This window comes from Micromonospora sp. LOL_023, assembly GCF_048060115.1.
Classification (GTDB): Bacteria; Actinomycetota; Actinomycetes; order Mycobacteriales; family Micromonosporaceae; genus Micromonospora_E.
The window spans coordinates 101,292-125,860 of record NZ_JBHMIM010000001.1; the positions used below are offsets into that span (position 1 = coordinate 101,292).

General features: G+C 71.1%; 24 protein-coding genes. 6 read left to right on the forward strand and 18 right to left on the reverse strand.

The features are described 5' to 3' along the window. Window positions 1-9 precede the first annotated feature (9 nt). The 10 genes from ACFHVL_RS00460 to rimP form a co-directional block, all read right to left on the reverse strand. Window positions 10-1,341, reverse strand: coding sequence for an MATE family efflux transporter (locus ACFHVL_RS00460; RefSeq protein WP_416624515.1), 1,332 nt, complete (start codon window positions 1,339-1,341; stop codon window positions 10-12). 440 nt (window positions 1,342-1,781) lie between these two features. Continuing rightward, window positions 1,782-2,000: a DUF6186 family protein gene (locus tag ACFHVL_RS00465; protein WP_416624517.1), complete on the reverse strand. Its 219-nt coding sequence runs from the start codon at window positions 1,998-2,000 to the stop codon at window positions 1,782-1,784. After that, on the reverse strand, window positions 1,997-2,404 hold the full coding sequence (locus tag ACFHVL_RS00470; RefSeq protein ID WP_416624519.1) for a hypothetical protein: 408 nt from the start codon (window positions 2,402-2,404) through the stop codon (window positions 1,997-1,999). The genes ACFHVL_RS00465 and ACFHVL_RS00470 overlap by 4 nt, the downstream gene beginning before the upstream one ends. A 77-nt stretch (window positions 2,405-2,481) precedes the next feature. Beyond that, the gene (locus tag ACFHVL_RS00475) at window positions 2,482-3,519 is read right to left on the reverse strand and encodes a DHH family phosphoesterase (protein ID WP_416624521.1); all 1,038 of its coding nucleotides are present in this window, start codon (window positions 3,517-3,519) and stop codon (window positions 2,482-2,484) included. Then, entirely contained in the window at window positions 3,516-4,001 is a 486-nt protein-coding gene (rbfA, locus tag ACFHVL_RS00480; RefSeq protein ID WP_416624522.1) for a 30S ribosome-binding factor RbfA, read from the reverse strand. Before rbfA ends, ACFHVL_RS00475 begins: the two co-directional genes overlap by 4 nt. Window positions 4,002-4,123: 122 nt before the next feature. Beyond that, window positions 4,124-4,417: a DUF503 domain-containing protein gene (locus ACFHVL_RS00485; protein WP_416624524.1), complete on the reverse strand. Its 294-nt coding sequence runs from the start codon at window positions 4,415-4,417 to the stop codon at window positions 4,124-4,126. Window positions 4,418-4,580: 163 nt separating this feature from the next. Continuing rightward, window positions 4,581-7,538 carry a translation initiation factor IF-2 gene (gene infB / locus ACFHVL_RS00490; protein ID WP_416624525.1) on the reverse strand — a complete coding sequence of 986 codons (2,958 nt, stop codon included), beginning with the start codon at window positions 7,536-7,538 and terminating at the stop codon, window positions 4,581-4,583. Window positions 7,539-7,631: 93 nt separating this feature from the next. Further along, on the reverse strand, window positions 7,632-7,964 hold the full coding sequence (locus tag ACFHVL_RS00495; RefSeq protein WP_416624527.1) for a YlxR family protein: 333 nt from the start codon (window positions 7,962-7,964) through the stop codon (window positions 7,632-7,634). Window positions 7,965-7,973: 9 nt separating this feature from the next. Next, window positions 7,974-9,011: a transcription termination factor NusA gene (gene nusA, locus ACFHVL_RS00500; protein ID WP_416624528.1), complete on the reverse strand. Its 1,038-nt coding sequence runs from the start codon at window positions 9,009-9,011 to the stop codon at window positions 7,974-7,976. Next, complete coding sequence (gene rimP, locus ACFHVL_RS00505) at window positions 9,008-9,658, reverse strand: ribosome maturation factor RimP (RefSeq protein WP_416624530.1); 651 nt, start codon at window positions 9,656-9,658, stop codon at window positions 9,008-9,010. Before rimP ends, nusA begins: the two co-directional genes overlap by 4 nt. A gap of 311 nt (window positions 9,659-9,969) precedes the next feature. Between rimP and ACFHVL_RS00510 the strand changes: the two genes are divergently transcribed. The 3 genes from ACFHVL_RS00510 to ACFHVL_RS00520 all read left to right on the forward strand — a co-directional run bounded on the left by ACFHVL_RS00510 (window position 9,970) and on the right by ACFHVL_RS00520 (window position 11,563). Further along, window positions 9,970-10,530 carry a hypothetical protein gene (locus ACFHVL_RS00510; RefSeq protein WP_416624531.1) on the forward strand — a complete coding sequence of 187 codons (561 nt, stop codon included), beginning with the start codon at window positions 9,970-9,972 and terminating at the stop codon, window positions 10,528-10,530. Then, a complete protein-coding gene (locus tag ACFHVL_RS00515) occupies window positions 10,527-10,943 on the forward strand; it encodes a ferritin-like domain-containing protein (RefSeq protein WP_416624533.1) in 417 nt (138 codons plus the stop codon). The genes ACFHVL_RS00510 and ACFHVL_RS00515 overlap by 4 nt, the downstream gene beginning before the upstream one ends. 68 nt (window positions 10,944-11,011) lie before the next feature. Continuing rightward, entirely contained in the window at window positions 11,012-11,563 is a 552-nt protein-coding gene (locus ACFHVL_RS00520; protein WP_416624534.1) for a PadR family transcriptional regulator, read from the forward strand. On the opposite strand, the gene ACFHVL_RS00525 is transcribed toward ACFHVL_RS00520, so the two are convergent. Then, window positions 11,518-12,234 (reverse strand): VIT1/CCC1 transporter family protein, encoded by a 717-nt coding sequence (locus tag ACFHVL_RS00525; protein WP_416624535.1) that lies wholly within the window; start codon window positions 12,232-12,234, stop codon window positions 11,518-11,520. The genes ACFHVL_RS00520 and ACFHVL_RS00525 overlap by 46 nt on opposite strands. Then, window positions 12,231-13,091 (reverse strand): type I methionyl aminopeptidase, encoded by an 861-nt coding sequence (gene map / locus ACFHVL_RS00530; protein WP_416624537.1) that lies wholly within the window; start codon window positions 13,089-13,091, stop codon window positions 12,231-12,233. Before map ends, ACFHVL_RS00525 begins: the two co-directional genes overlap by 4 nt. A gap of 96 nt (window positions 13,092-13,187) precedes the next feature. Between map and ACFHVL_RS00535 the strand changes: the two genes are divergently transcribed. After that, a complete protein-coding gene (locus ACFHVL_RS00535; RefSeq protein WP_416624539.1) occupies window positions 13,188-13,502 on the forward strand; it encodes an STAS domain-containing protein in 315 nt (104 codons plus the stop codon). Between the two features lie 32 nt (window positions 13,503-13,534). Here ACFHVL_RS00535 and ACFHVL_RS00540 read toward each other — a convergent pair whose 3' ends face one another. Together ACFHVL_RS00540 and ACFHVL_RS00545 are read right to left on the reverse strand one after the other, a co-directional pair. Further along, complete coding sequence (locus ACFHVL_RS00540) at window positions 13,535-17,281, reverse strand: SpoIIE family protein phosphatase (RefSeq protein ID WP_416624541.1); 3,747 nt, start codon at window positions 17,279-17,281, stop codon at window positions 13,535-13,537. A 162-nt stretch (window positions 17,282-17,443) separates the two neighbouring features. Beyond that, a complete protein-coding gene (locus ACFHVL_RS00545) occupies window positions 17,444-17,638 on the reverse strand; it encodes a hypothetical protein (RefSeq protein ID WP_416624543.1) in 195 nt (64 codons plus the stop codon). Between the two features lie 266 nt (window positions 17,639-17,904). Here ACFHVL_RS00545 and ACFHVL_RS00550 point away from each other — a divergent pair, with 266 nt between their 5' ends. Next, complete coding sequence (locus tag ACFHVL_RS00550; protein ID WP_416624544.1) at window positions 17,905-18,867, forward strand: hypothetical protein; 963 nt, start codon at window positions 17,905-17,907, stop codon at window positions 18,865-18,867. Between the two features lie 15 nt (window positions 18,868-18,882). After that, a complete protein-coding gene (locus tag ACFHVL_RS00555) occupies window positions 18,883-19,395 on the forward strand; it encodes a DUF309 domain-containing protein (protein ID WP_416624546.1) in 513 nt (170 codons plus the stop codon). On the opposite strand, the gene ACFHVL_RS00560 is transcribed toward ACFHVL_RS00555, so the two are convergent. From ACFHVL_RS00560 to ACFHVL_RS00575, 4 genes are all read right to left on the reverse strand, one after another. Continuing rightward, the gene (locus tag ACFHVL_RS00560) at window positions 19,346-21,481 is read right to left on the reverse strand and encodes a putative bifunctional diguanylate cyclase/phosphodiesterase (RefSeq protein ID WP_416624548.1); all 2,136 of its coding nucleotides are present in this window, start codon (window positions 21,479-21,481) and stop codon (window positions 19,346-19,348) included. The two genes, ACFHVL_RS00555 and ACFHVL_RS00560, sit on opposite strands and share 50 nt — an antisense overlap. Before the next feature lie 26 nt (window positions 21,482-21,507). Beyond that, entirely contained in the window at window positions 21,508-22,332 is an 825-nt protein-coding gene (locus ACFHVL_RS00565) for an SAM-dependent methyltransferase (protein WP_416624549.1), read from the reverse strand. 203 nt (window positions 22,333-22,535) lie between these two features. Beyond that, window positions 22,536-23,741 (reverse strand): 3-oxoadipyl-CoA thiolase, encoded by a 1,206-nt coding sequence (gene pcaF / locus ACFHVL_RS00570; RefSeq protein WP_416624551.1) that lies wholly within the window; start codon window positions 23,739-23,741, stop codon window positions 22,536-22,538. Between the two features lie 20 nt (window positions 23,742-23,761). Beyond that, window positions 23,762-24,559, reverse strand: a complete 798-nt coding sequence (locus tag ACFHVL_RS00575; RefSeq protein ID WP_416624553.1) for an ABC transporter ATP-binding protein — start codon at window positions 24,557-24,559, stop codon at window positions 23,762-23,764. Window positions 24,560-24,569 lie beyond the last annotated feature (10 nt).

The window sequence follows — 24,569 nt, forward strand, 5'->3', positions numbered from 1 at the left end:
GCGCGACGATCAGGCCCGGCCCACCGGCACGCCGAGCACCGCCCAGCGTGGCGAGCGCAGCCGCAGGGTCAGCCCGGCCAACCGGATCAGCATGAACAACCCCAGCCCGGCCCAGACGCCGGCGAGGCCGAGACCGAGCGCATAGCCGACCCAGATCGCGGGCAGGAAGCCGCCGAAGGCCGCGCCGAGGGTCAGGTTGCGCAGGTACCGCAGGTCCCCGGCGCCGATGAAGACACCGTCGAGGGCGAAGACCACCCCGGCCACCGGCTGCATCGCGACGAACCACGGCCAGACGATCCTGGCTTGGGCGTGCACCGTGGGGTCGGGGCTGAACCAGCCGGGAATCACCGGTGCCCCGGCGGTGAACAGCACCGCGAAGGCGATGCCGGCCAACGCACCGAGCAGCACGAGTCGTCGGGCCAGCGCCCGGGCACCCGCCGCGTCACCGGCACCGAGCGCGGCACCGACCAGGGACTGACCGGCGATCGCGAGGGCGTCCAGCGCCAGCGCGGTGAAGAACCACAACTGGATGGCGATCTGGTGCGCAGCCACCTGGACGGTGCCGTACCGGGCGGCGACCGCGGTGGCGGACAGGAAGCTGGCCTGGAAGGCGGCCCCCCGGATCAACAGGTCACGACCGACCGTGAGGTGCGCGACGATCAGCTCCGGCCGTGGTCGCAACGGCACCCCGGCGCGCGCCAGCGCGATCACGAACAGCAGCCCGCCCAGGGTCTGCGCGACGACGTTCGCCACCGCCGAGCCAGCCAGGCCGAGGCCGGCCGGATAGACCAGGATCGGGCAGAGTACGGCGGAGATCACGTTGGCCGTCAGGACGTACCGGACCGGGCGGCGGGTCTCCTGGACCCCGCGCATCCAGCCGTTGCCGGCGGCGGCGAGCAGCAGCCCGGGCGCACCCCAGACGGCGATGCGCAGCCAGTCGCCGGCGGCCTGCGCCACCGCGTTCTCCGCGCCGGCGAGTCCACCGGTGATCGGGGCGGCGAGGACCTGACCGACGACGGCGAGCAGCACGCCCGCCACGAAGGCGAGCCAGGACGCTTGGACGCCTTCGGCGATCGCCGCCCGACGATCGGCCGCGCCGAACCGGCGCGCGGCTCGGCCGGTGGTGCCGTAGGCCGCGACGATGCCGAGCCACGCCGCGACCGACATCACGGTGCCGCCGATGGCGACAGCCGCCAGGGAGACCGCCCCGAGCCGGCCGACGACCGCGGTGTCGACGAGGACGTACAGCGGCTCAGCCGCCAGCACCACCAGCGCAGGCAGCGCGAGTTGGGCGATCCGCCGGGTCGGCACCGGGGTCGGGAGGGCGCTCTCAGCTTCCATCGACACGAAGCGTCGCAGCCGACAGGTAAGGAGCGCTATCGCCTAGTTCACTTACCTCGGATCGACCTGCTCGGCGGATACCCGCCGAGCGCCGGGGCGCGGGGTCGAACCGCGCTACTGGCGGGTGTCCATCGACGTCTGCAGAGCCCGCCGGGCCTGCTCGCGGGCGTCGTCGGTCTCGGGCTTGGGCTTACTGGGCATGGCGACACGACCTTCACACAGAGTTGAGGCACTGGGTGCCGCAGGCGGCACGACCGGGATCGCCGGGGACCGCGACTGAGCGGGCTGCAGGGCGGGCAGATGTGGCCCGTACCACAAAACCAAGCTATCGTTCAGGTCCATATTCTGCGCATCGTTCCCATGATTCGAGAAGTCCACAGCGCGACAAGCCCTCGCCCACGGGGTGGCGGCGAGAACTGCCGCGACCTACGGCAAATCGGTCACCTGGCGAAGAAGTGCCACCCCACCCACCACCAGAAACCCAGGACACCGATCCGACCGACCGGGACCCTGCCCACCTCGTACTGCATGACGTAGGCGCAGACGTCGCCGAAGCTCGGGATGCGGGAGCCGGGACGGCGGGCGAGCACCTCCAACACGCCGAACGCGACGAAGGCGGCCGCGAAACCGGAGATCACCAGGATCCGGGTGGCGCTCATCGGCGGACCAACGCCCAGAAGGCGGCCAGCCAGGCGAAGTACACCGCAGCGCGAGCCAGCGGCCCGTCCAGCACCGGATCCGCCAGCTTGGAAAAGGTGGGAAAGTCCTCGGTCGAGCCCAACGCGTAGGTGGCTCCCTCGAAGACCGTGAAAACCGCGACCGGCAGCACCCACCAGACCGCACCGTCACCGAGCCGGCGTGGTGCGGCCCGCCGAGGCATCCGGTGCGACAGACCGAGCCAGATCAGCGCGCCGCCGGTGCCGATGGAGTAGATGTTCGCCGCCGTCGAGAACGACGGCAGCTGCCCGCCGACCAGCGCGAGCACCACGATCACCGGCATCGACACCACCGGCCGGTCCCAGGCCCGCGGGACGTCCACGGCAAGATCAGACGGATGTTCCATCATCCGATTGTCCCCACCAGGTGACAGCGAGTGAAGCACGCCGAGCCAGTGGGCCGGTCGGATCTGCGTCGTCCAGCTCAGTCCAGCCGGGCGCGGATCGCCGCGACGATCTCCTCGACACTGCCGGCACCGGTGAAACCGGCCGCGAGCCGGTGCCCACCGCCGCCGAGGGACACCGCGACCTGGCTGACGTCGACGCCGCCCTTGCTGCGCATCGACACCGCCCAACTGGTCTGGGTCACCTGCTTGAGCACACAGCTCACATCGGCCTCGACAGTGCACCGGACCGAGTCGATCAGGGCTTCGAGCACGTACGGCGGCTGCCGGTAGGTCTCCAGGTCGGCCAGCGTGGCATAGGTCCAGACCAGGCCCCGACCGCCGGCCGCCGCCGGCTCCAGAACGCTGCGTTGCAACACCGCGCCGAACAGCCGGACCGCGCCGAACGGACGGCTGTCGAACACCCGGCGGGAGATCTCCGCCGGACGGATCCCGGTGGCCAGCAGCCGCGCGGCCAACTCGTGCACCGCCGGGGTGGTCATGTCGAACCGGAACGAACCCGTATCGGTGACCAGCGCGATGTAGAGACACTCGGCGATCTGCTCGTCCAACGGCACACCGAGCCGTTCGAGCAGCCGATCGACCACCACCGAGGTCGCCGCCGCGCCCGGGTCCACCAGATGGATACCACCGAACCGGGTGTTGGACGCGTGATGATCGACGACGATCGCCGTCGGCGAGTCCATCCGCTCGGCCAACGGCCCGAGGCGGGACGCGGCGGCCACATCGAAACAGAGCACCAGATCCGGATCGGTCCAGCTCTGGTCGGGCGGAACCAGCAGCTCGGCACCGGGCATTCCCTGCAACGACGGCGGCAGATCCTGACTACCGGAGAACGTCGCCTGGACCGACCTGCCACCCAGGCGACACAGGCCGAGCCCGAAACCGAGCATGCTGCCGAGAGCGTCCCCATCCGGATTGACGTGGCAGAGCAGCAACACCCGCCCGCCGGGCGGCACCGCCTCGATCGCGGCCACCGCCGCCGACCATTCACCCGGGGTCGGCCCGGTGGGCAGGTCGGTCGCGGTCTGGCCCGACGGAGACGGCACGGCGATCATCGGCGCGGCCCGTCCAGGTCCGGCTTGCCCGCCGGTGCCGCGTCCACCGGGTCGTCGTCGGTGTCGTCGTCGGCCCGGTACGGCTCCGCGTCCCCGGCGTACTCGGCGTTCGCCGCGAGCCGCTGTACCTCGGCGTCGGCCGTCCGGGCCACGGTCAACAGATCGTCGATGTGCTTGGCGTGCTCCTGTACGTTGTCGAGGACGAAGGTCAGCGTCGGCGAGTGCCGTAGCCCCAACGCCTTGCCGACGGTGCTGCGCAGCAGGCCGTTCGCACTGTCCAGGGCCGCCTTGGTGTCGGCCTCCGCGGCGGCGTCGCCGAGCACGGTGTAGAACACCGTGGCGTCACGCAGGTCAGCGGTGATCCGCGAGTCGGTGATGGTGATCATCCCGAGCCGAGGATCCTTGATCTGGGTACGCACCACCGAAGCCACCAGCTCGCGCACGCGCTCCGCGTGCCTGCGTACCCGGGCCGGGTCCGTCATCTCGCTACCTCCGCCATGTCCGTCAACGTGTCGACCCTACCTGTGTGTCGGCCGCCGGGCCGGGCGGTGCGGTGGCGTCGCCGCCCGGCCCGGTGCCCGCCCGCCTGACCGCTTCGCCAGCGTCAATCGTCGGCCCCGTACAGACGGCGGCGGACGGACAGCAGCTCGATCTCCGGCCGGGCCGCCACCAGCCGCTCACACTTGTCGAGTACTTCCCGTACGTGTGCCGCGTCGGCGGCGACCACCGCCACCGCCAGCTCCGCGCGGCCGTGCCGGTCCAACACGCCGACCTCGGCGGCCGAGACCTCGAACCGGCGCAACGCGGCGATGATCGGGCGGACGTACGAGCGCTTGGCCTTCAGCGACTGCGAGTCGCCGGGCAGCAGCATGTCGAAGATCGCGGTTCCGGTAAACATCGCCCCGCAGGATACCCAACCGGGCCCGCGACGTCCGCCGACATACGCCGACGGACGTCTCGTCCACTGCCACGGCGCCGACATACGCCGACGGACGGCCGCGCCCGGCACGAGGTGCACCGGTCGCGACCGTCCGTCGGATCGCCGATCCCCGATCAGCGGATCAGGCGCGAACCTTCTCCCGCATCTCGAAGGTCTCGATGATGTCGCCAACCTGGAGGTTGTTGTAGTTGCCCAAGGTCAGACCGCATTCGAAGCCCTCGCGGACCTCGGTCGCGTCGTCCTTGAACCGCTTCAGCGAGCTGATCGTGACGTTGTCCGCCACCACCGCGCCGTCGCGCAGCAGTCGCGCCTTGGCGTTGCGTCGGATGACCCCGGAGCGGACCATGCAGCCGGCGATGTTGCCGATCTTGGACGAGCGGAACACGTCGCGGATCTCCGCCGTGCCCAGCTCGACCTCTTCGTACTCCGGCTTGAGCAGGCCCTTGAGCGCCGCGTCGATCTCCTCGATGGCCTGGTAGATGACCGTGTAGTACCGGATCTCCACGCCTTCGCGGTCGGCGATCTCCCGGACCTTGTTGGAGGCCCGGACGTTGAAGCCGATGATCGTCGCCGCCTCGGCGGACGCACTCGCGAGCATCACGTTGCTCTCGGTGATCGCGCCCACGCCCCGGTCGAGGATCCGCAGTTGGACCTCCTCCGGGATGTCGAGCTTGAACAGCGCGTCCTCGAGTGCCTCGACCGAGCCGGAGACATCGCCCTTGAGGATCAGGTTGAGCGACGTCTTCTCGCCCTCCTTGATCTGCTCCATGAGCGTCTCCAGCGTCGCCCGGCCACGGGAGTTGGCGAAGCTCGCCGCCCGCCGCCGTGCCTGTCGCTGCTCGGCGATCTGCCGCACCGTCCGGTCGTCCTGCGCGGCGAGGAACGTGTCACCCGCGCTGGGTACCGCGGTGAGACCGAGCACCAGTACCGGACGGGCAGGACCCGCCTCGGCGACCTGGTTGCCGTTCTCGTCGAGCATCGCCCGGACCCGGCCGTGCGCCCCACCGGCGACGATCGAGTCACCGGTACGCAGGGTGCCCTTCTGCACCAGGACCGTGGCCACCGCGCCACGACCCTTGTCGAGGTGTGCCTCGATGGCGATGCCCTGGGCCGGGCCGTCGATCGGTGCGGTGAGCTCGAGTGTCGCGTCGGCGGTCAGCAGCACCGCCTCCAACAACTCGTCGATGCCGAGCCCTGGCTTGGCCGCCACGTTGATGAACATGGTGTCGCCGCCGTACTCCTCGGCGACCAGACCGTACTCGGTCAGCTGCTGGCGGACCTTGTCCGGGTTGGCCTCGGGCTTGTCGACCTTGTTGACCGCGACCACGATCGGCACCTCCGCCGCCTTGGCGTGGTTGAGCGCCTCGATGGTCTGCGGCATCACGCCGTCGTCTGCCGCGACCACCAGCACCACGATGTCGGTGACCTGGGCACCACGGGCACGCATGGCGGTGAACGCCTCGTGACCCGGGGTGTCGATGAAGGTCAACGCCCGGTCGGTCCCGGCGTGTGGCACACGCACCTGGTACGCGCCGATGTGCTGGGTGATTCCGCCGGCCTCGTCGTCGACCAGGTTGGTCTTGCGGATCGCGTCGAGCAGCTTGGTCTTACCGTGGTCGACGTGACCCATCACGGTCACCACCGGTGGCCGGGTGACCAGCCGGTCGGAAGCCACCTCGGCGTCGAGGTCGATGTTGAACTGCGCGAGCAGCTCACGGTCCTCGTCCTCCGGGCTGACGATCTGGATGTCGAACCCGAGGTGCTCGCCGAGCAGGTGCAGGGTCTCGTCCGAGCAGGACTGGGTCGCGGTGACCATCTCGCCCAGGTTGAACATCTCCTGGACCAGCGATCCCGGATTCGCGTTGATCTTGTCTGCGAAGTCCGACAACGAGGCACCACGTGACAGCCGCACCACCTGGCCCTGACCACGGGGTGCACCCGAGCTCATGGTCGGCGCGGAGAGGTTGTCGAATTCCTGTCTGCGCTGCTTCTTCGACTTGCGGCCACGGGTCGGCCGGCCACCGGGGCGTCCGAACGCACCCGCCGCACCGCCGCCACGGCCACGACCGCCGCCACCCGGGCGACCGCCACCGCCAGCCGGCGCACCGGGACGGAAGCCGCCGCCGGCACCACCGCCGGGACCGCCACGGTAACCACCGCCGCCACCGCCGGCACCACCGCCGGGACCGCCACGGTAACCACCGCCGCCACCGCCGGCACCACCCCGACCGGCGCCACCGGGACCACCCGGGCGTCCGGCGCCACCGCCAGGACCGCCGCCGGGGCGGCCGGGACGCTGCGAAGGCATGGATGCCGGGCTCGGCCGGGGCGGCATGGATGCCGGGCTCGGCCGGGGCGGCATCGACGCCGGGTTGGGCCGAGGCCCGCCGCCGGCAGCCGGCCGCTGGCCGCCACCCTGGCTGATGCCGAACGGGTTGTTGCCGGCGCTGCGCGCAGGCGGCCGGGCCCCCGGACGGCCGGGCGCCGACGGCGCACCGGGTCCGGCCGGTCGGCCGCCGCCGGCCGCTCGGCCTGCGGCCGGGCTACCTGGACGCGGCGGTACCGCACCTGGACCTGGCCGGGGCCCGGTCCGCTGGCCACTGCCCTCGGCCGGCGGCTCCCGGCGGGTCGTGTCACGCTGCTTCGCCGCCTGCTGAGCGGCCTTGACGTTGGCTTCCTGCTCAGCCTTGAGGGCAGCTGCCCGGGCCTCCGCGGCAGCCACCTCGATGTCGTGCGCGCTCGCCGGCTTGGCGACCGGTGCCGCCGACGGCGGCGGTCCGGGCACCGGGCCCTTGGGGCGCATCGGCGCCGGCGCGGCCGGCCGGCGCGGCGGTGCCGGTCGGGCGGAGATTCTCGGTTCGGTGCTGCTCGGCGACGGCGCGGCCGAGGCGGCCGGCGCTGCGGCCGGTGCCTGGGCGGACGCCGCGAACGCACCACGGAGGCGCCGGGCCACCGGTGCTTCCACCGTGCTCGACGCGGATTTGACGAACTCGCCCATCTCCTTGAGCTTGGCGAGAACGGTCTTACTCTCGACCCCGAGCTCTTTGGCTAGCTCGTGTACGCGGGCCTTGCCTGCCACTGCACTCCTCACTCCGAGGTCGTGCGGGCAGCACCCGCAGCGACCTCACTCGTGCACTTGAAGCCTGATCATTGCTGGGACTTCATCGTGTGCTCATGTCCGTCGTCCTACCTTGCTGTGCGACCCTCGTCCGGCCGGATGACCGGACGTAGCGGTTGACTCGCGAATGTACTCAGCCAGCTCATCGGTGTCGACGACACCGGTGAGCCGCAACGCCCGCCCGAGGGCGCGACGCCGCTGTGCCAGCTCGAGACACATCGGATCGGGGTGCAGATGAGCGCCCCGCCCCGGCAGACCACGGATCGGATCAGGTCGCAGGCGACGTTCCTGCTCGCCCCCGACCACGACGAACCGTAGTAGGTCGTGAACCGCTGCACGCTGCCGACAGCCCACGCAGGTGCGCTCCGGCGACGCGCGTCGTACCACGAGAAAAGTCTACCCCGACGCGCCCGAGACCGCGCCGCCCGGTTCCGGAGCGGGGTCACGACCTACCGGGGCAGCCTCGGTGTCGGGGCGGATGTCGATCCGCCAACCGGTCAGCCGGGCGGCAAGGCGGGCATTCTGTCCTTCCCGCCCGATCGCCAACGAAAGCTGGAAATCCGGCACGGTCACCCGCGCCGCCCGGCTGAGGGCGTCCACCACCTCGATCCGTAGCGCCTTCGCCGGTGACAGCGCGTTACCCACGAAAGTGGCCGGATCCTCCGACCAGTCGATGATGTCGATCTTCTCTCCGTGCAACTCACTCATCACGGCCCGGACCCGTTGGCCCATCGGCCCGATGCAGGCGCCCTTGGCGTTTACCCCGGCCGTCATCGACCGCACCGCGATCTTGGTCCGGTGCCCCGCCTCCCGAGCGATGGCGGCGATCTCCACCGTGCCGTCGGCGATCTCCGGTACCTCCAGGGCGAAGAGCTTCTTCACCAGGTTGGGATGCGACCGCGACAAGGTGATTTGCGCCCCCCGGAAGCCCTTGGCCACGTGCACGACCACACAACGGATCCGCTGCCCGTGCGGGTATGTCTCCCCCGGCACCTGTTCCGAGTTGGGCAGCACCGCCTCCACCTTGCCCAGGTCGACCGAGACGATGCCCTTCTCCGAGCGCGCCTCGTGCGCCTGGATCACCCCGGTGACCAGGTCACCGTCGCGGCCAGCGTACTCACCGAAGTGCACCTCGTCGGTGGCCTCCCGCAGCCGCTGCAGAATCACCTGCTTGGCGGTCATCGCGGCGATCCGCCCGAAGTCGTGTGGGGTGTCCTCCCACTCCCGCAACTTGGTGCCGTCGGCGTCGAACTCCTGTGCGTACACCAGAGCCATGCCACTCTTGCGGTCGATCTCGACCCGCGCGTGGCTCTCGGCCCCCTCGGTGTGCCGGTAGGCGGTCAGCAGCGCGGCCTCGATTGCCGAGAGAATCGTGTCGAACGGGATCTCCCGCTCACGCTCCAGTGCGCGCAGCGCCGCGAGGTCGATGTTCACCTCTCCTCGTCCTCCACTTCGTCGTCGTCAGCCGTGCCGTCCAGATCCATCAGGTCTTCGTCCTCGACCTCGTCGATACGGTTGAACTCCAGCTGGACCCGGCCCGGGCCGAGATCCTCGTACGGCCACTGCCGCACCTCGCCCTCGACGTCCAGCCGCACCGAGCTGTCATCGGCTGCGACGACCCGCCCGGTGACCTGGCGCTGCCCGGCCATCACCTGCACCAGCCGACCGGTGTTACGGCGCCAGTGCCGGGGTAGCCGCAGCGGCCGGTCCACCCCGGGCGAGCTGACCTCGAGTTGGTATTCGCCGGGAATCAGCTCCGCCCCGGTCGCCGACTCCGCCTCGTCGAGCGCCGCGGAGATCGACCGGGACACCTCTGCCACCGCGTCCAGCCCGACGCCACCGTCGGCGTCGACCATCACCCGGACCAGATGCCGACGCCCCGCCCGGGACACCGACACGTCCTCCAGGTCGAACCCGGCCAACTGCACGACCGGCTCGATCACCGCACGAAGCCGCTCGCGCCGGGCACCAGGGTCGACCCGGGGCCGAGAACCACCCTCCGGGCGGGGCCGAGGCGCGGTGACGGCCCGGCGGGAGCGGGATCCGGGTGACCTGCCATCGGCACGGTCACGCTGTGTCATCTCCGCACCCTTCACCGTCATCGTCTTCAGGTATCTGCCATAGCGGCACCAGCAGCACCGCCGGATGCGACTCATCCGTGGCTGGGCAGAGCGTAACGCGCTCCTCGGGCGATCGACCGCCCGGCGCACCGACGAAAGCCCGCACCTGGCACATGCTGGGTCAAGGACCACTGACAGCACCCTGCGGCGTCGTTTCGTGCCCGCGCGACCCAACCGTCCCGCCTGGCCGTACGGACCCGGCGACAAGATCGAGCCGGCCGGTGCGCGTGGTACCGAAGCGATCGCCGCGGGCGATGGTGTTGACTAGTCCGGTGCTCAGCTCGAACCAACCCGGCCGACACGACGCCGCCGGCTGCGGTCGCCGTGGCGTGCTCCGAGGCGCGGTCGGTGCGGTGATCGCCGTCGCCGTACCCGGCGTCCTCGCCGGCTGCGAACTACCAGGCCGCACCCCGGAACCTGACCCTCAGCCCGACCCGCTCGCCAGCCTTCTCACCGCCACCTTGGAGCTGGCCGGGCAGTACGACGAGGCCATCCGCACGGTCGCCGAACTCGGAACCGTGCTGGCGCCGATCGCCGCGACCCACCGGACGCATGCCGAGGAGCTCGGTCGGATCGTCGGCGTCGCCCCACCCACCGCCACCGACGGCCCCACACGGGACGGATCCGACCGGGCCGGTACGTCCGGCCCACCGACCCCGGCGACAAATCTCCCGCCGGCGGATCCGAGGGCCACCGTCGCCGCGCTACGGGCCGCCGAGGAGACGGCCGGCGCGGCGGCGGCCGAAGCGTGCCGCAGCGCCCCGGCCGAACGCGCCGCGCTACTTGGCTCGATCGCCGCCGCCCGCGCCTGTCACCTGGAGGTTCTTCCGTGACTGACCAGTGGGAGCTGGCCCTGGCCGCCGAACACGCGGCGATCTTCGCGTACGGGCGACTCGGCGTGCATCTGCGCGGCGAAGCCGTACAGCGGGCACGAACCGCCGAATCGGCGCATCGCGCCCGACGCGACCAGCTGATCCTCCGGTCCGCCGGCAACGAGCCGGTGGCGCTGGATCCCGCCTACCAGCTGCCGTTCCCGCTGACCGACCAGGCCAGCGCGGTACGGCTGGCGGCCGAGGTGGAGGAACGCACCGCAGCGGTCTGGCGGGCGGTCCTGCCGGTCACCGAAGGTGCGCAACGCGAGGTGGCGCTCGCCGCGTTGGTCGAGTACGCGGTCCAGGCGACCCGCTGGCGGCAGGCTGCCGGAATCACCCCGGCCGCCCCGACCTGGCCGGGACGGCCGGATTGACCTCACCCGATCGGCGATTCATGTTCCGGGTTGCCCCCCCACCTACTCGGTATGCATACTCGGGTGCCATGTCGATCCGCCACGGGCTGCTCGCGCTGCTCGACCGCAGCCCGATGTACGGCTACCAGCTACGCGCGAACTTCGAGGAGTCCACGGGCGGTGCCTGGCAACTCAACATCGGTCAGGTCTACACCACGCTCGCCCGGCTGGAGCGCGACGGTCTGGTCCGTGCGCTGGCGGCGAACGACGGTGGACAGCGGCCGTTCGAGATCACCGTGGCGGGTCGCGGGGAGTTGGCGATGTGGTTCGACACACCGGTGACCCGCGCGACGCGACCACGTGACGAACTGACGATCAAGTTGGCGCTGGCGCTGAGCACCCCGCTGGTCGACGCGGCACAGGTGCTCGCCGCCCAGCGCACCGCGAGTATGACGGAGCTGCGGAGCCTGGTCCGGGCACGGCGGCGGATCGAATCCGGTGACCGGGCCCGCCAACTGGCCCTCGACGCGCTGGTGTTCCAGGCCGAGGCGGAACTACGCTGGCTCGATCACTGCGAGGCGACCGTACTGCCGGGTCAGAACAGCCCCACGCCGGCACCCACCAGCCAACCGACCAGGTAGGTCGCGGCGGCCGCCAACGCGCCGAGCGACAGCAGTCGCAGCCCGCCGCGCCACCACCGTCGACCGGTGAACCGAGCCACCAGCACTCCGGCGACGAACAGGCCCGCACCGCCGACGGCCAGTGCGAACCACAACTGCCCGAACCCGAGCAGAAACGGGAGCAACGGCACCAGCGCACCGACCGAGAAACAGCCGAACGACGACCCGGCGGCCACCCATGGACTCGGCCGGTCGTCGGGATCGACGCCGAGCTCCTCCTGGACGTGCATCCGTAGTGCGGCTTCCGGCCGATCCCGCAGCGCCGTCGCGACCTGCTCGGCGAGGTCCGCGGGAATCCCCCGCCCGACGAGCAGACCGGCGAGCTCCCTTGCCTCCGCCTCCGGATGGCTGTCGAGCTCGCGGCGCTCCTTGGCGATCTCCGCGGCGATCTGCTCGTTCTGTGCCCGGACGCTGGTGTACTCGCCGAGCGCCATCGATATCGCGCCGGCGGCCAGTCCGGCGGTGCCGGCCAGGACGATGCTCCCGGCCGCCGCCCCACCCCCGCCGACCCCGGCGATCAGGGCGATGTTGGTCACCAACCCGTCCATCGTGCCGAAGACGGCCGGACGAAGCCAGCCACCGGCGACGTCGGCATGGTGCTCGCCGGCCGCTGCCGGCAGCGCGGCACTCACGGCAGGGTGAGGATCTCGTGGCCGTCCTCGGTCACCAGAATCGTGTGCTCGAACTGGGCGGTCCACCGGCGGTCCTTCGTCACCACCGTCCAGCCGTCACGCCACATGTCGTACTCGTAGGTGCCGAGGGTGATCATCGGCTCGATGGTGAAGGTCATCCCCGGTTCCATCAGGTCGGTGGGCCGTGGGCTGTCGTAGTGCGGCACGTACAGGCCGCTGTGGAACGCTTCACCGATGCCGTGCCCGGTGAAGTCCCGGACCACGCCATAGCCGAACCGGCGGGCATAGGACTCGATGACCCGGCCGATCACGTTGATCTGCCGGCCAGGGGCGACCGACCGGATCCCACGCATCATGGCTTCATGGGTCCGCTCCACCAACAGCCCGGCCTCTTCGCTGACCTCGCCGACGCAGAACGTGGCATCGGTGTCGCCGTGCACGCCGTCGAGGAAGGCAGTCACGTCGATGTTGATGATGTCGCCGTCGGCCAGCGCGGTGGAGTCGGGTATGCCGTGACAGACGACCTCGTTGAGGCTGGTGCAGCAGGACTTGGGGAATCCCTTGTAACCCAGCGTCGACGGGTACGCCCCGTGGTCGCAGAGGAACTCGTGCACCACGCGGTCGATCTCGTCGGTGGTGACCCCGGGCTTGCAGTGCTCGCCGGCGAGCTGTACGGCCTGGGCGGCGAGCCGGCCGGCCACCCGCATCCGTTCGATGATCTCCGGTGTCTGGACGTGCGAGCCGCGCCACGGAGTGGGCCGCTTGCGGCCGACGTACTCCGGCCGGGCGATGTGCGCTGGCACCTGGCGCCAGGGTGACAGCGTGCCGGGGGTCAGCGAGGCGCGGACGGTGGTCATGATTGCAGCCTATCGCCGGCCGGGCACCGCCGGCCGCCGGCCGCCGCGAGGTCGGCATTGTTGCCGGATCGGCATGGTTGTGCAATCTTCTACCACGTGGATCACGAGGGACCGGAGCCTGTCTTCTCCGCCACGAGCGACCTGGACGGCGATCGGCTGACCGTCACCGTGCGCGGCGAGGTCGACATGTCGACCGCCGACAGCATGTTCCGGTCCGCTACCCACGGCGACGCCGGCGCGGTGACCCTGGACCTGCGCCAGGTGTCCTTCTTCGACTCGGCGGCCATCCATGCCCTGATCCGACTCACCGACCGGTACCCGCAGACGCTGACGGTCCTGCCGTCTCGCCAGGTCCGTCGGGTTCTGGACATCTCCGGGTTGGGCGAACAGCCCTGGCTCGCCGCCCCCTGACCCCTCGTCTGCCCGGCCTCGCCGCCGCACGCTCAGTTCGGCCCGGTCCGGGCCGCCAACTGACGGCGCAGTGTCACCCGGCTGCCGTGCTCGTCGCGGTCGATCCGCAGGTCGGCGAGGGCCGCGATGAGAGCCAGACCACGGCCGCGGAATCCGGCATCGGCCGATTCACGCCAGCCGCCGCTGTCGCGCACACTGGCGGTCAACTCGTCGCCGTCTATCGTCACTTCGATCCGGATGTCCGTATCCGCCGGGCTCACCGGGTGTTCGATCGCGTTTGCCGCCGCCTCGGAGATCGCCACGGTCAGATCGAACTGGTCGGTTTCGCTGATCGCGTGCGCGGCGAAGAAATCCGTCAGCCGCCGGCGCAGCAACGCCAGCTTGGTCGGCTCGGCTGGCAGCCGTAGCGTCAGCCGGTTCAGCTCGGTCGCCTCCAGTATCAGCACCGCGACGTCGTCGCGGCGTGGCTGACGGGCGATCCGCAGCATCAACCGGTCGGCCAGGTCCTCGACGTGATCGTCACCGGCGAGGGCGTCGGCGCGGATCCGGCCCAACCCGACGTCGATGCCCTCGACGCGGTCCTCGATGAGCCCGTCGGTGTAGCACAGCAGCCGGTCCGTCGGGCCGAGGCGGTCAGTGGCCATGCCGTAGACGCTGGCGGAGATGGCCCCGATCGGCGGGCCCAGCGCCTGACCGTGCAGGAACCTGGCGGCACCGGCGGCGACCAGCACCGGCGGTGGATGCCCGGCGCTGGCGTAGCGGAGTTCACCGGTCGACGGGTCGAAATGCAGGCACACCACGGTCGCCAGTGACCGACGGCCCATCGTCGCCAGCAGACGGTTCAGCCGGGTCAACGCGTCCCCCGGGGCGAACCCCTCCAGCAGGTACGCACGCAACGCGTTGCGCATCTGCCCCATGGTGGCCGCCGCGGCCACCCCTTTGCCGACCACGTCGCCGAGGACCAGTACGAGCCGGCCACCGCCGACCTCCACTACGTCGTACCAGTCGCCGCCCACCTCGGCCTCGGTGTTTCCCGGCAGGTAACGGCTCGCCACCAGGGCGCCCGGCACCCGGGGCAGGGTCTGCGGAAGCAGGCTGTGCTGCAGGGTGGTGGCAATCCGGTGCTCGGCCTCGTACAGTCGGGCGTTGCCCAGTCGCAGCCCCACCATCCGGGCGAATTCCGCCAGGGTCGCTTCGTCGATGTCCGGGCCCACCCCGTCGTACGCCCAGACCAGCAGTTCGCCGAGGCGCTCTCCGGTAGCACCGATGAACGGGATGACCGCCGCCGGCTCGGCTGAGGCCTGGCCGCCGCCGTCGGCCTCGTGCCGGGCACCGGGAGCGGTGGCCACCACCCGGGCGGCGTGAACCAGTTGCTGGACGTGGTCGACCGCGACCCGAAGCACCTCGCTCGTGGTCTGCGCGGTGTTCACCGCGACGGCGGCGTCGGCCAGCGCCCTGAGCTGGCGGATGATCTGACCACGCAGCTGACCCAGTTCGAGGTTGGCGCGCACCCGGGCCACCAGTTCCTGGGCCGCGAACGGCTTGACCAGATAGTCGTCGGCACCGGCGGAGAGCCCCGCGACGGCTGACTCCGGCCCGGCGCGGGCGGAGAGTACGACGATCGGCACGTGTCGGGTCCGCCGGTCCGCCCGCAGCGCCGCCACCAGGCCGAATCCGTCCAGGTGCGGCATCATCACATCGGTCAGGACGAGGTCGAAGGGGGTCCGGGTGGCCAGATCGAGCGCGGCGGCACCGTCCGAGGCGGTGACCACCTGCCAGTACGGCAGCAGCAGCCGGCTGACGTGGTCCCGCAGGTCCGCGTTGTCGTCCACTACCAGCACCCGACCGGGCGGCTGCTCGGCGCAGGAGACCGCGCCCGACGCCGAGGGAGCCTCGGCGTCGGACGAGGCGCCCTGGGCGTCGGGCGGACCGGTCCACCGTTCGGTCTCGGCCAGATACAACCGGACCGTGTCGCGGGTGGCGGACCCGGCGGGCCAGTCGTCGGATCCGTTGCCTGGCCCGCCGGACGGCAGGTGGTCCGCACCGGTCGGAACCTCGACGGTGAACACGCTGCCCCGTCCCGGTTCGCTGCGCACCGCGACGGTGCCGCCGTGCAGTTGGACGAGCTCCCGGACCAGCGCCAGACCGATCCCGGTGCCCTCGTGGCTGCGGGCCCGCACGCCGGCGACCCGGTGGAACCGCTCGAACAGGTGCGGCAGGTCTGCAGGCGGGATCCCGACGCCGGTGTCGGCGACGGTCAGCTCGACCCTGTCGCCACGGCTGCGCAGCCGCACGGTGATGGAACCTTCCAGGGTGAACTTCAACGCGTTGGAGAGCAGGTTCAGGACGATCTTCTCCCACAGGTCCGGATCGACGTGGACCGCGGCCGGCAACGGCGGGCACTCCACCGTCAGGTCCAGCCCGACGCGTTGGGCGGCGGACCGGAACGTGCTGGCCAGCCGGGTGGTGAGATCGGCGAGATGGACCGGCTGGAACGCTGCCGTGGCCCGGCCGGATTCGAGCCGGGAGAAGTCCAGCACCGTGTTGACCAGCTTGAGTAGCCGCAGCGCGTTGCGCTGCATCATCTCGGCACGCTCACGGTGCACGGCCGGCAGGTCCGGGTCGGCGAGCTGATCCTCGACCGGCCCGAGCAGCAACGTCAGCGGGGTACGGAACTCGTGGCTGACGTTGGCGAAAAAGTCGGTCTTGGCCTGGTCGATCGCGGCGAGTTCGGCGGCTTTGGCCCGCTCGTGCAGGTACGCCCGTTGATTGGTCACCGCGCTGGAGATCTGGGTGGCGAGCAGGTCGAAGAAGTCGCGGTAGTCACCGCGCAACTGCAGGTGCCGGCTGTAGCCGAGGACGAGGGCACCGACCGGATCGGTGGCCGCGCGGATCGGCAGCACGAGTACCTCGGCCGCGGCGTTGTCCGGCGGTACGTCGACGAAGTCCCCGGCCGCGGCGACCCCCGACTCGCCGTCGTACAGGGCCTCCAGCAGCGCCAACGGTGCGGAACCCGGCTCCGGATGCCGTGGCGCGGCGAGGGTGTCGGCGTCCACTCCGGTGAAGCCGACGAGCTGCGCGCAGGCGGCGTCCGAGCCAAGATGGAGCAGTGCGAACGGCACATCCCGACGACATCCGTCGAGCGTGTCGAGGACTCCTCGGCGTAGGTCCGACTGGCTCTGCAGGTCGGACAGGCGGGTTCCGAGCTCGGCCAACGCGCGCATCCGCCGCTCACCCAGCACCCGTCCGGTGGTCTCGTTGACGATGCAGTAGATGCCGCCGACGCTGCCGTCGGCCACCCACAGCGGGTCGTAGGAGACGTCGAAGTAGGTCTCCTCGAGGAAGCCGTGCCGTTCCAGCATGAACGGATGGTCGGTGCCCTGGTAGGCGGTGCCGCTGTCGACCACCCCGTCGAACAGGGGCTCCAGCACGTCCCACAGCTCGGACCAGTGCTGGTCGGCCGGTTCGCCGAGGGCTGCCGGGTGCTTGCCGCCGATGGTCGGCAGGTAGGCGTCGTTGTAGAAGGCCCGCCGCTGTGGACCCCAGTAGAGAACGATCTGCGCCTGCGACGACAGCATCATGCTGACCGCCTGGGTGAGGCTGGCCGGCCAGGAGTCCGGTGTGCCGAGCGGGCTGTTGCTCCAATCGTGGTCGCGGATTCTCCCCGCCATCTCGCCACCGCGATCCAACACGGCGGCGAGCGCGGCGGGAAGCTCCGGTGCCGGCGGGGCCGAGATCGGCCCTGCGGAGGAGTCCTCCAACCGATCGTCCTCTGCCATTTCGACCGCCTTCGGTAATCGAGCCGTTGGCACAGCCCTGCCGCCCGGTTCCGGCCGGATGGACCGTCGCTCAGCAGGATCATCCGGCATGGTCCGCCTCCTACCCTGCCGCGGGCCGTGGGTAACGTGCGGCGCCGGCTGCTGGGCATTGGTTCCCGCTGCTCAGGAGAACGCCGGCATCTTGGGCGGACCGTCGAAGGCGCAGAACACCAGCGTGATCCGGCCGCTCGCCCGTAGCTGCGCCACCGTCTCGGCGCCACTGCCGTGATTAGTCCAGGTATGCCACCCGGTGCAGTCCAGGTATGCCACCCGGTGCTCGTCGAGCCGTCCACCGATGTCGGCGTACAGCTTCCCCATGGCACCAATCGTCGCACGCCCGGATCACCTGTTGACCTGAAGCACGCTCGAAGTCATGGCGTGCGACGGGTGACAGCGAACTGATCGCGTCGGCGACGGGGGCGTCGGGGCCGGCGGCCACCGGGTGGCCGTCGGCCCCGACGCCGCCACCGACAAGCGGCACCGCCGGTGTCACCGATGGGCACCGCCGACCCGTCATGCCAGGTGTAGGCACCGAGCGTCGGCGAATGGCAGGATCACGACCCGCGGGATCGGAGGCAGCCACCGTGGCAGGTGAGATCGGGCGACTGCTGGCGGACGAGCTGGCTCGACAACCCGCGCCCCCGATCGGGAATCTGGTGGCGGATTCGATCCGTCAGGGCCGGCGGCGACGCCGGATGCGCCGGGCCGCCGCCACCGGCCTGGGGATGATCGGCGCCGCGTTGGCGGCGCTACTCGTACCGGCCGTGCTGGGTGGCGGTTCTCCCCCGCTGGCCGAGATGGTGGCCGCTCCAGCGGCACCGCAGCCGGCGGTCGCGGAGTCGGTGGTTCCGCTGCCCCTCGTACCGGCCGAGACGGCCGTGTCCACGTCGGCGCCAGCCGCATCGGCACCGACACCGCAGTGTGGTGCCGACATCCGGACCGGCGACGCCCTACCGCAGACGGCGCCACTCACCCGGGTGACCAACTGCCCGGTGGCCGAGGCGTTGATCTTCCCACGACGTGCCGGGGTGCACTGGCCGCCCAGCCAGGGTGCCCCGGCGACCCCGCCGGGTGTTCTCGAACTGCTCAGTGAACTCCTACCGCCGGGTCGGACCAGCGGGTACGCCCAGGGCGACGTCCGCGGGCTGGCCCCCGGGACGGTCGCCGTACAGATCTCTCTGGACCGGGGCGACGGACCTGGCATGATCCGGCTCTGGTTGTCACAAGAGAAGCCGCCCCCGGAGCCCCGCTGCGGGGCCGGGGAACTCTGCTACGTGCTACCTGACGGCGGCATGGTGGCGCTTTCCGACATCGCCGACAATTGCGTCAGCGGCCGTTCGATGGTCCTGCACCGCGCCGACGAGACCCGGATCAGACTGAACTTCGCTCGTTGCCTGGCCGGGGATGGCCGCGCCGAGCCGGTACTGACCACTCAGGAGGCGCTCGACATCGCCCTCGACCCGCGATGGGGGCCCGAGCTACCGCTGGACGTCACGAAACGCGGCATGTTGCGGTTCACCGAGCTGCCGTGGATCGACTATGGCTGACCGTAGGGTCGACCGGTGAGCAGACTCTCCCGGACCAACCGTGACCGCGACCCGACCGGGCGGCCCCGCAACGCCCGACCCCGCGACGCACTCGGCCGACCGCTGCCCCCCGGCGCGACCGGGGTGCCGACCACACCCGACGACCTGGTCCTCACCGCCGACGAGGCTCTCGATGAGGCCCAGCGGCTACTGGACGCAGGCCGGCCGTTCCACGCCCACGAGGTGCTCGAGGCGGCCTGGAAGGCGGCGCCCGACCAGGAGCGGGAGTTCTGGCGCGGACTGGCCCAACTCGCGGTCGGGCTGACCCACGCCCGGCGCGGCAACCTCGCCGGCGCGGCCCGGCTGTTCACCAGGGCCGCCGACCGGATCGCCCCGTACGCCGGGCAGTGCCCGTACGGCGTACCCGTGCCGGATCTTGTCCGATTCGGCCGTCAGGCGGCCGAGATGCTCGACCGCGACGGTGCTGCGGCCACCGACCTCACGGCCCGGCTACGGCCCGGCCCCGGCTCGCCGAGAGCACCGCGGTGATCGACTCGGCCGGTGCTGGCCGGCCGAAATGCCAGCCCTGTGCCTGGTCGCAGCCGAGCGCGGCCAACCGGTCCGCCTGCTCTTCGGTCTCGACCGCCTCGGCGGTGACGGTCAGCCCGAGCGCATGGGCCAGCCGCACCAACGCGTCGACGATCCGCTCGTCGCGATCGCCGTCCGGGCCCGCCACCCGCATCCCTTCGACGAACGGGCCGGCGAGCTTGAGCACCTGAATCGGCATCCGGCGCAGGTAGGCCAGGTTCGAATACCCGGTGCCAAAGTCGTCGATGGCGAGCCGGACACCGAGGCCGGCCAGCCGTCGCAACGCCCGCATCGGCTCGCCGCCGGTGGCCATCACCGCACTTTCGGTCAGTTCCAACTGAAGCAGCTCCGGTGGCAGCCCGGACCGGGTCAACACCCCCGCCACCTCGCCGACCAGGTGCGGGTCGCTGACCTGGCGGGCCGAGATGTTGACGCTCACCACGATCGGGTCGTCGGGGTGTTCGGCCCGCCAGCGGCTCGCCTGCCGACACGACTGTTCGAGCACCCACCGACCGAGCCGGACGATCAGCCCGGTCTCCTCGGCCAACCCGACGAACCGGTCCGGTCCCAGCCGGCCGAGCTGTGGGTGCTGCCAGCGCACCAGCGCCTCCACGGCCGTCACCCGCTGATCCGTCAACCGGGTGATGGGCTGGTACTCCAGCACGAATTCACCCCGGTCCAGCGCCGCGGGCAGGGCGGCGGCCAACGCGGACCGGGTGACGTCCTGTTCACCGCGTACCGGATCGAAGATCGCCCACCGACCGCGGCCCTCGGCCTTGGCCCAGTACAGGGTGGTGTCGGCCGCCTTCATCACATCGATCGGGTTGTCGCCGGCAGCCGGCGACTCCACGATTCCGATGCTCGCCGACACAGTCAGCTGATGGCCCTCGACGTGGATCGGCGCGGCCAGCGCGGCCAGCGCGGACTCGGCCACCCTCACCACCTGGTCGGTCCCGGAACACGCCGCCACCAGAATGACGAACTCATCGCCGCCCATCCGGGCAACCAGGTGTCCGGCCGGCGCGACGCTGTCGGCGAGCCGCCGTGCCACCTCCGCCAGCAACTGGTCGCCGACACCGTGCCCGAGACCGTCGTTGATCGACTTGAATCCGTCAAGGTCGAGAAAGCAGACACCGACCTGCCGGCTGCCGGCCAGCGCCGAGGCGAGCCGGTCGAAGAAGAGCACCCGGTTGGGCAGCCCGGTCAGCGGATCGTGTTCCGCCTGATACCGCAGCCGTTCCTGCATCTCGTAGCGGTCGGTGATGTCCTCCACCATGGCCACGGTGAACCGGGGACGACCGTCGTCGTGGCGGACCAGCGAGACCGCCAGGTCGGTCCAGATCGGCACCCCGTCCTTGCGGTAGAAACGCTTCTCGACCCGCGCGCTGTCCCGCTTGCCATCGACGAGGTCAAGATAGAACTGGTACAGACCGGGCGCGTCGTCCGGGTGGAACAGGTCCGCGACGTTGAGCGCGCGCAGCTCGGCGACGGGGTAGCCGAGCAGGCTGACGAAGGCCTGGTTGACGTCGGTGATCCGGCCGTCGACATCGGCGATGCCGATCCCGATCGCGGCACCGGTGAACATCGCCCGAAACCGTGCCTCGCTGTCCCGTAGCGCCTGCTCCGCCTCGTCACGGGCTGACCAGGCCGCCTGCCGGATGCTCGACTGCTGTACGAAGATCCGGTCACGCAGTTCCCGGGCGTACCCTTCGGCGAGCGCGCCCTGCAGCTGACTGATCCGCTCCCGGGCCGACGGCACGGCAGCCAGGTGGGGCAGCACCAGCGCCAGAAAGTCCCGGCCGAGCGCACACACCGTCCAGTCGAGCACGGCTGGTTCGGTCAGGTGACCGGTCACCATTGCCCGCCCCACCTCCCGGCCGGACCTGCCGCTGAACGACTCTGCCTGCACGGCGGCCGCCAACCGCAGCGTATGTCCGTACAGGACCTCTTCGGTCTCGGCGGAACTCAGCGGCAGATAGCCCAGGCCGGCGGCCGCTCTCGCCCACCGCTGGGCGAAGTGCCGCGCACCGCCGACGTTGGCGCCCACGACGCCCGCACCGGACGCCGACACGATCAGCCCGCAGCGGCGTCCCGGCGGGCGACGCCACCGAAGGCACCGAACCGCTCCGGGCGCTCGTCGACGTCGGCCGGCGCGTCGGGCCGCCACAACGGCAGGTGGACGATGCCCGGCTCCAGGATGGTGAAGTCACCGAACATGGCACGGATCTCCGCCTTGGACCGCAAGGTGATCTCGGTGTCGGTGCGGGCGGACAACCGTTGGGCGGCAAGCACCTCCGGCGGCTGATCCTCGAAGGTGGCGTGCGAGATCACCAGATGGCTGCCGGGCACCGCCCTGGACCGCAGCCGCCGCAGGACGTCCTGCGGGTCGTCGGCGTCCGGGATGAAGTGCGTCACGCCGGCGAGCAGGATCGCCACCGGCCGGGTGAAGTCGATCAGACCGCTGGCCGCTGCCTGCTCGCAGATCGCGTCGGGATCCCGCAGGTCGGCCTGAATGACGGCGGCCTGCGGCACGTCGGCCAGGATGCTGCGGCTGTGCGCCACCGCCACCGGGTCGATGTCCACGTACAGCACGGTCGCCGCCGGTGCTACGGCGTGCGCGACCTCGTGCACGTTGCCGACGGTGGGGATCCCCGATCCGATGTCCAGGAACTGGTCGATTCCCTCGGCGAGCAACGTACGCACCGCCCGGCGCAGGAATGCCCGACCGGCCCGCATGGTCTCCGCCAGGTGCGGGGTCATCGCGGCGATCTGCTCGGCGAGCTGGCGGTCGACCTCGAAGTTGTGCGCACCACCGAGGAAGAAGTCGTAGACCCGCGCGGCGCTTGGACGATCCAGGTCGACCCCGGCCGGCGGGGCGCCACCTGCCTGTTCCGTCATCCTGACCTCAGCTTCCTCGCGGTGTACGCATCGGCGTGACCCGCCCGAGGGGTGGGCCTGCTCCGGGTGACGTCCGGCACCCGACGCGTCACGCCGGGCTCATGCTATCGCCGCCGGGGTGGAATGTGCACCGCTGGCAGGTTCACGACTTTGCCCGAAGCCTGTCGTGGACCGGTCAGAAAGCTACCCGCTCCCAGTGCCGTTCAACGTGCGGACTCCAGCATCAGCGAGATTCCCTGCCCCACCCCGATGCACATGGTGCACAGTGCCCGGTCGGCTCCCCGCTCGCGAAGCTCCAGGGCGGCGGTCAGCGCGAGCCTGGCTCCGCTGGCACCGAGCGGATGGCCCAGGGCGATCGCCCCACCGTTGGGGTTGACGTGCTCGGCGTCCTCGGGCAGGCCCAGCTCGCGCAGCACCGCGACCGCCTGAGCGGCGAACGCCTCGTTGAGTTCGACGACGTCCACATCGGCCAGTTTGACGCCGAGCCGGTTGAGCAGACGACGAGTGGCCGGCACCGGCCCGATGCCCATCACCCGGGGCGCGACGCCCGCCGTCGCCGCACCGGCCACCCTGGCCAGCGGGGTCAGCCCGTACCGCCGCACCGCCGCACCGCTGGCCACCAGCAGCGCCACCGCTCCGTCGTTGACCCCGGAGGAGTTGCCGGCGGTGACCGTACCGTCGGCGCGGAACGGCGTCGGCAACGCCGCCAGCTTCTCCAGTGTCGTCTGCCGGGGATGCTCGTCGACGCCGACGGTCACCGTACCCTTGCGGCCCTGCGGCACCTCGATCGCGACGATCTCGCCGGCCAGCCGGCCGCTGGTCTGTGCCTGCGCCGCCCGCTGCTGGGAACGCAGCGCGAACGCGTCCTGCGTCGGCCGGTCGATGCCGTATTCGGCGGCCACGTTCTCCGCCGTCTCCGGCATCGAGTCGGTGCCCCAGCCGGCGCGCATCAGCGGATTCACCAGCCGCCAACCGATCGTGGTGTCGTGGATCTCCGCCGCCCGGGAGTATGCCGCCTCCGCCTTGGGCAGGACGAAAGGCGCCCGGCTCATGCTCTCCACGCCACCGGCGACGACCAGGTCGGCCTCACCGGCGGCGATGGCTCGAGCGGCCATTGCCACCGCGTCCAGCCCGGATCCGCACAACCGGTTGACGGTCGTGCCGCTGGTCTCCACCGGCAGGCCGGCCAGCAACGCCGCCATCCGGGCCACGTTGCGGTTGTCCTCCCCCGCCTGGTTGGCGCAGCCGAGCACCACGTCGTCGACCGCCGCCCAGTCGACCGACGGGTGCCGGGCGACGAGTTCGCGGATCACGTGGGCGGCCAGGTCGTCCGGGCGGACCGGGGCCAGTGCCCCGGCGAACCGGCCGATCGGGGTGCGTACCCCGGCGACGAGATAGGCGTCGGACATCGCGGCTGTCCTTCCGTAGGTCAGTGCCGGCCGGCGGCGGTGGCCGGGCGCTGCCCCCGCTTGGCCGCCTGGATCTGTTCGTACACGTGGCCGCGCAGCGCGGTGAACCGCGGGTCGGCCCGGGTGTGCAACTGGTCGCGCTCGTGCGGCAGGTCGATCGACAGGGTCTCCTGGACCACGGTCGGCGACGAGGACAGCACGAGCACCCGCTGCCCGAGGTAGACCGCCTCGTCGATGTCGTGGGTGACGAACAGGATGGTGACGCCGAGCCGTTGCCACAACTGGCGGATGAGATCCTCCAGGTCCGCGCGGGTCTGGGCATCGACCGCGGCGAACGGCTCGTCCATCAACAGCACATCCGGCTGGTACGCGACCGCACGGGCGATCGCCACCCGCTGCTGCATGCCGCCGGAGAGCTGCCACGGGTAGGCGCTGTGGGTGTCGCCGAGTCCGACGGCGTCGAGCGCCTCGTCGACGAGCTCCCGGCGCTTGGCCCGGGACATCGACTTCTGCCGCAGCGGCAGTTCCACGTTGTCGCGCACGCTCATCCACGGGAACAGGCTGCGCCCGTACTCCTGGAAGACGACCGCCATGCCGGGCGGCGGCCCGGTCACCGCCTGCCCGCGCAACCGAACCTCGCCGGAGGTCGGCGCCAGCAGCCCGGCCATGCACTTGAGCAGGGTGGTTTTGCCGCAGCCGGAGGGCCCGACCAGGCAGACCAGGTCCCCGGCGTCGAGGGTGAAAGTGAGGTCGCGCACCGCCTCGACCTGGCGTTCGCGTCCTCCGTAGACCTTACGCAGGCCGCGGACATCGAGCATGGCTGGACCT

What these genes read in the sequence shown, in the direction of transcription:
- ACFHVL_RS00540 (WP_416624541.1), bottom strand. Translation starts at nt 17,281, where the DNA reads ATGGCAGAGGACGATCGGTTGGAGGACTCCTCCGCAGGGCCGATCTCG.
- map (WP_416624537.1), bottom strand. Translation starts at nt 13,091, where the DNA reads ATGACCACCGTCCGCGCCTCGCTGACCCCCGGCACGCTGTCACCCTGG.
- ACFHVL_RS00460 (WP_416624515.1), bottom strand. Translation starts at nt 1,341, where the DNA reads ATGGAAGCTGAGAGCGCCCTCCCGACCCCGGTGCCGACCCGGCGGATC.
- ACFHVL_RS00520 (WP_416624534.1), top strand. Translation starts at nt 11,012, where the DNA reads ATGTCGATCCGCCACGGGCTGCTCGCGCTGCTCGACCGCAGCCCGATG.
- ACFHVL_RS00565 (WP_416624549.1), bottom strand. Translation starts at nt 22,332, where the DNA reads ATGACGGAACAGGCAGGTGGCGCCCCGCCGGCCGGGGTCGACCTGGAT.
- rbfA (WP_416624522.1), bottom strand. Translation starts at nt 4,001, where the DNA reads ATGACGGACCCGGCCCGGGTACGCAGGCACGCGGAGCGCGTGCGCGAG.
- ACFHVL_RS00485 (WP_416624524.1), bottom strand. Translation starts at nt 4,417, where the DNA reads ATGTTTACCGGAACCGCGATCTTCGACATGCTGCTGCCCGGCGACTCG.
- ACFHVL_RS00545 (WP_416624543.1), bottom strand. Translation starts at nt 17,638, where the DNA reads ATGGGGAAGCTGTACGCCGACATCGGTGGACGGCTCGACGAGCACCGG.
- rimP (WP_416624530.1), bottom strand. Translation starts at nt 9,658, where the DNA reads ATGACACAGCGTGACCGTGCCGATGGCAGGTCACCCGGATCCCGCTCC.
- ACFHVL_RS00465 (WP_416624517.1), bottom strand. Translation starts at nt 2,000, where the DNA reads ATGAGCGCCACCCGGATCCTGGTGATCTCCGGTTTCGCGGCCGCCTTC.
- ACFHVL_RS00475 (WP_416624521.1), bottom strand. Translation starts at nt 3,519, where the DNA reads ATGATCGCCGTGCCGTCTCCGTCGGGCCAGACCGCGACCGACCTGCCC.
- ACFHVL_RS00575 (WP_416624553.1), bottom strand. Translation starts at nt 24,559, where the DNA reads ATGCTCGATGTCCGCGGCCTGCGTAAGGTCTACGGAGGACGCGAACGC.
- pcaF (WP_416624551.1), bottom strand. Translation starts at nt 23,741, where the DNA reads ATGTCCGACGCCTATCTCGTCGCCGGGGTACGCACCCCGATCGGCCGG.
- ACFHVL_RS00470 (WP_416624519.1), bottom strand. Translation starts at nt 2,404, where the DNA reads ATGGAACATCCGTCTGATCTTGCCGTGGACGTCCCGCGGGCCTGGGAC.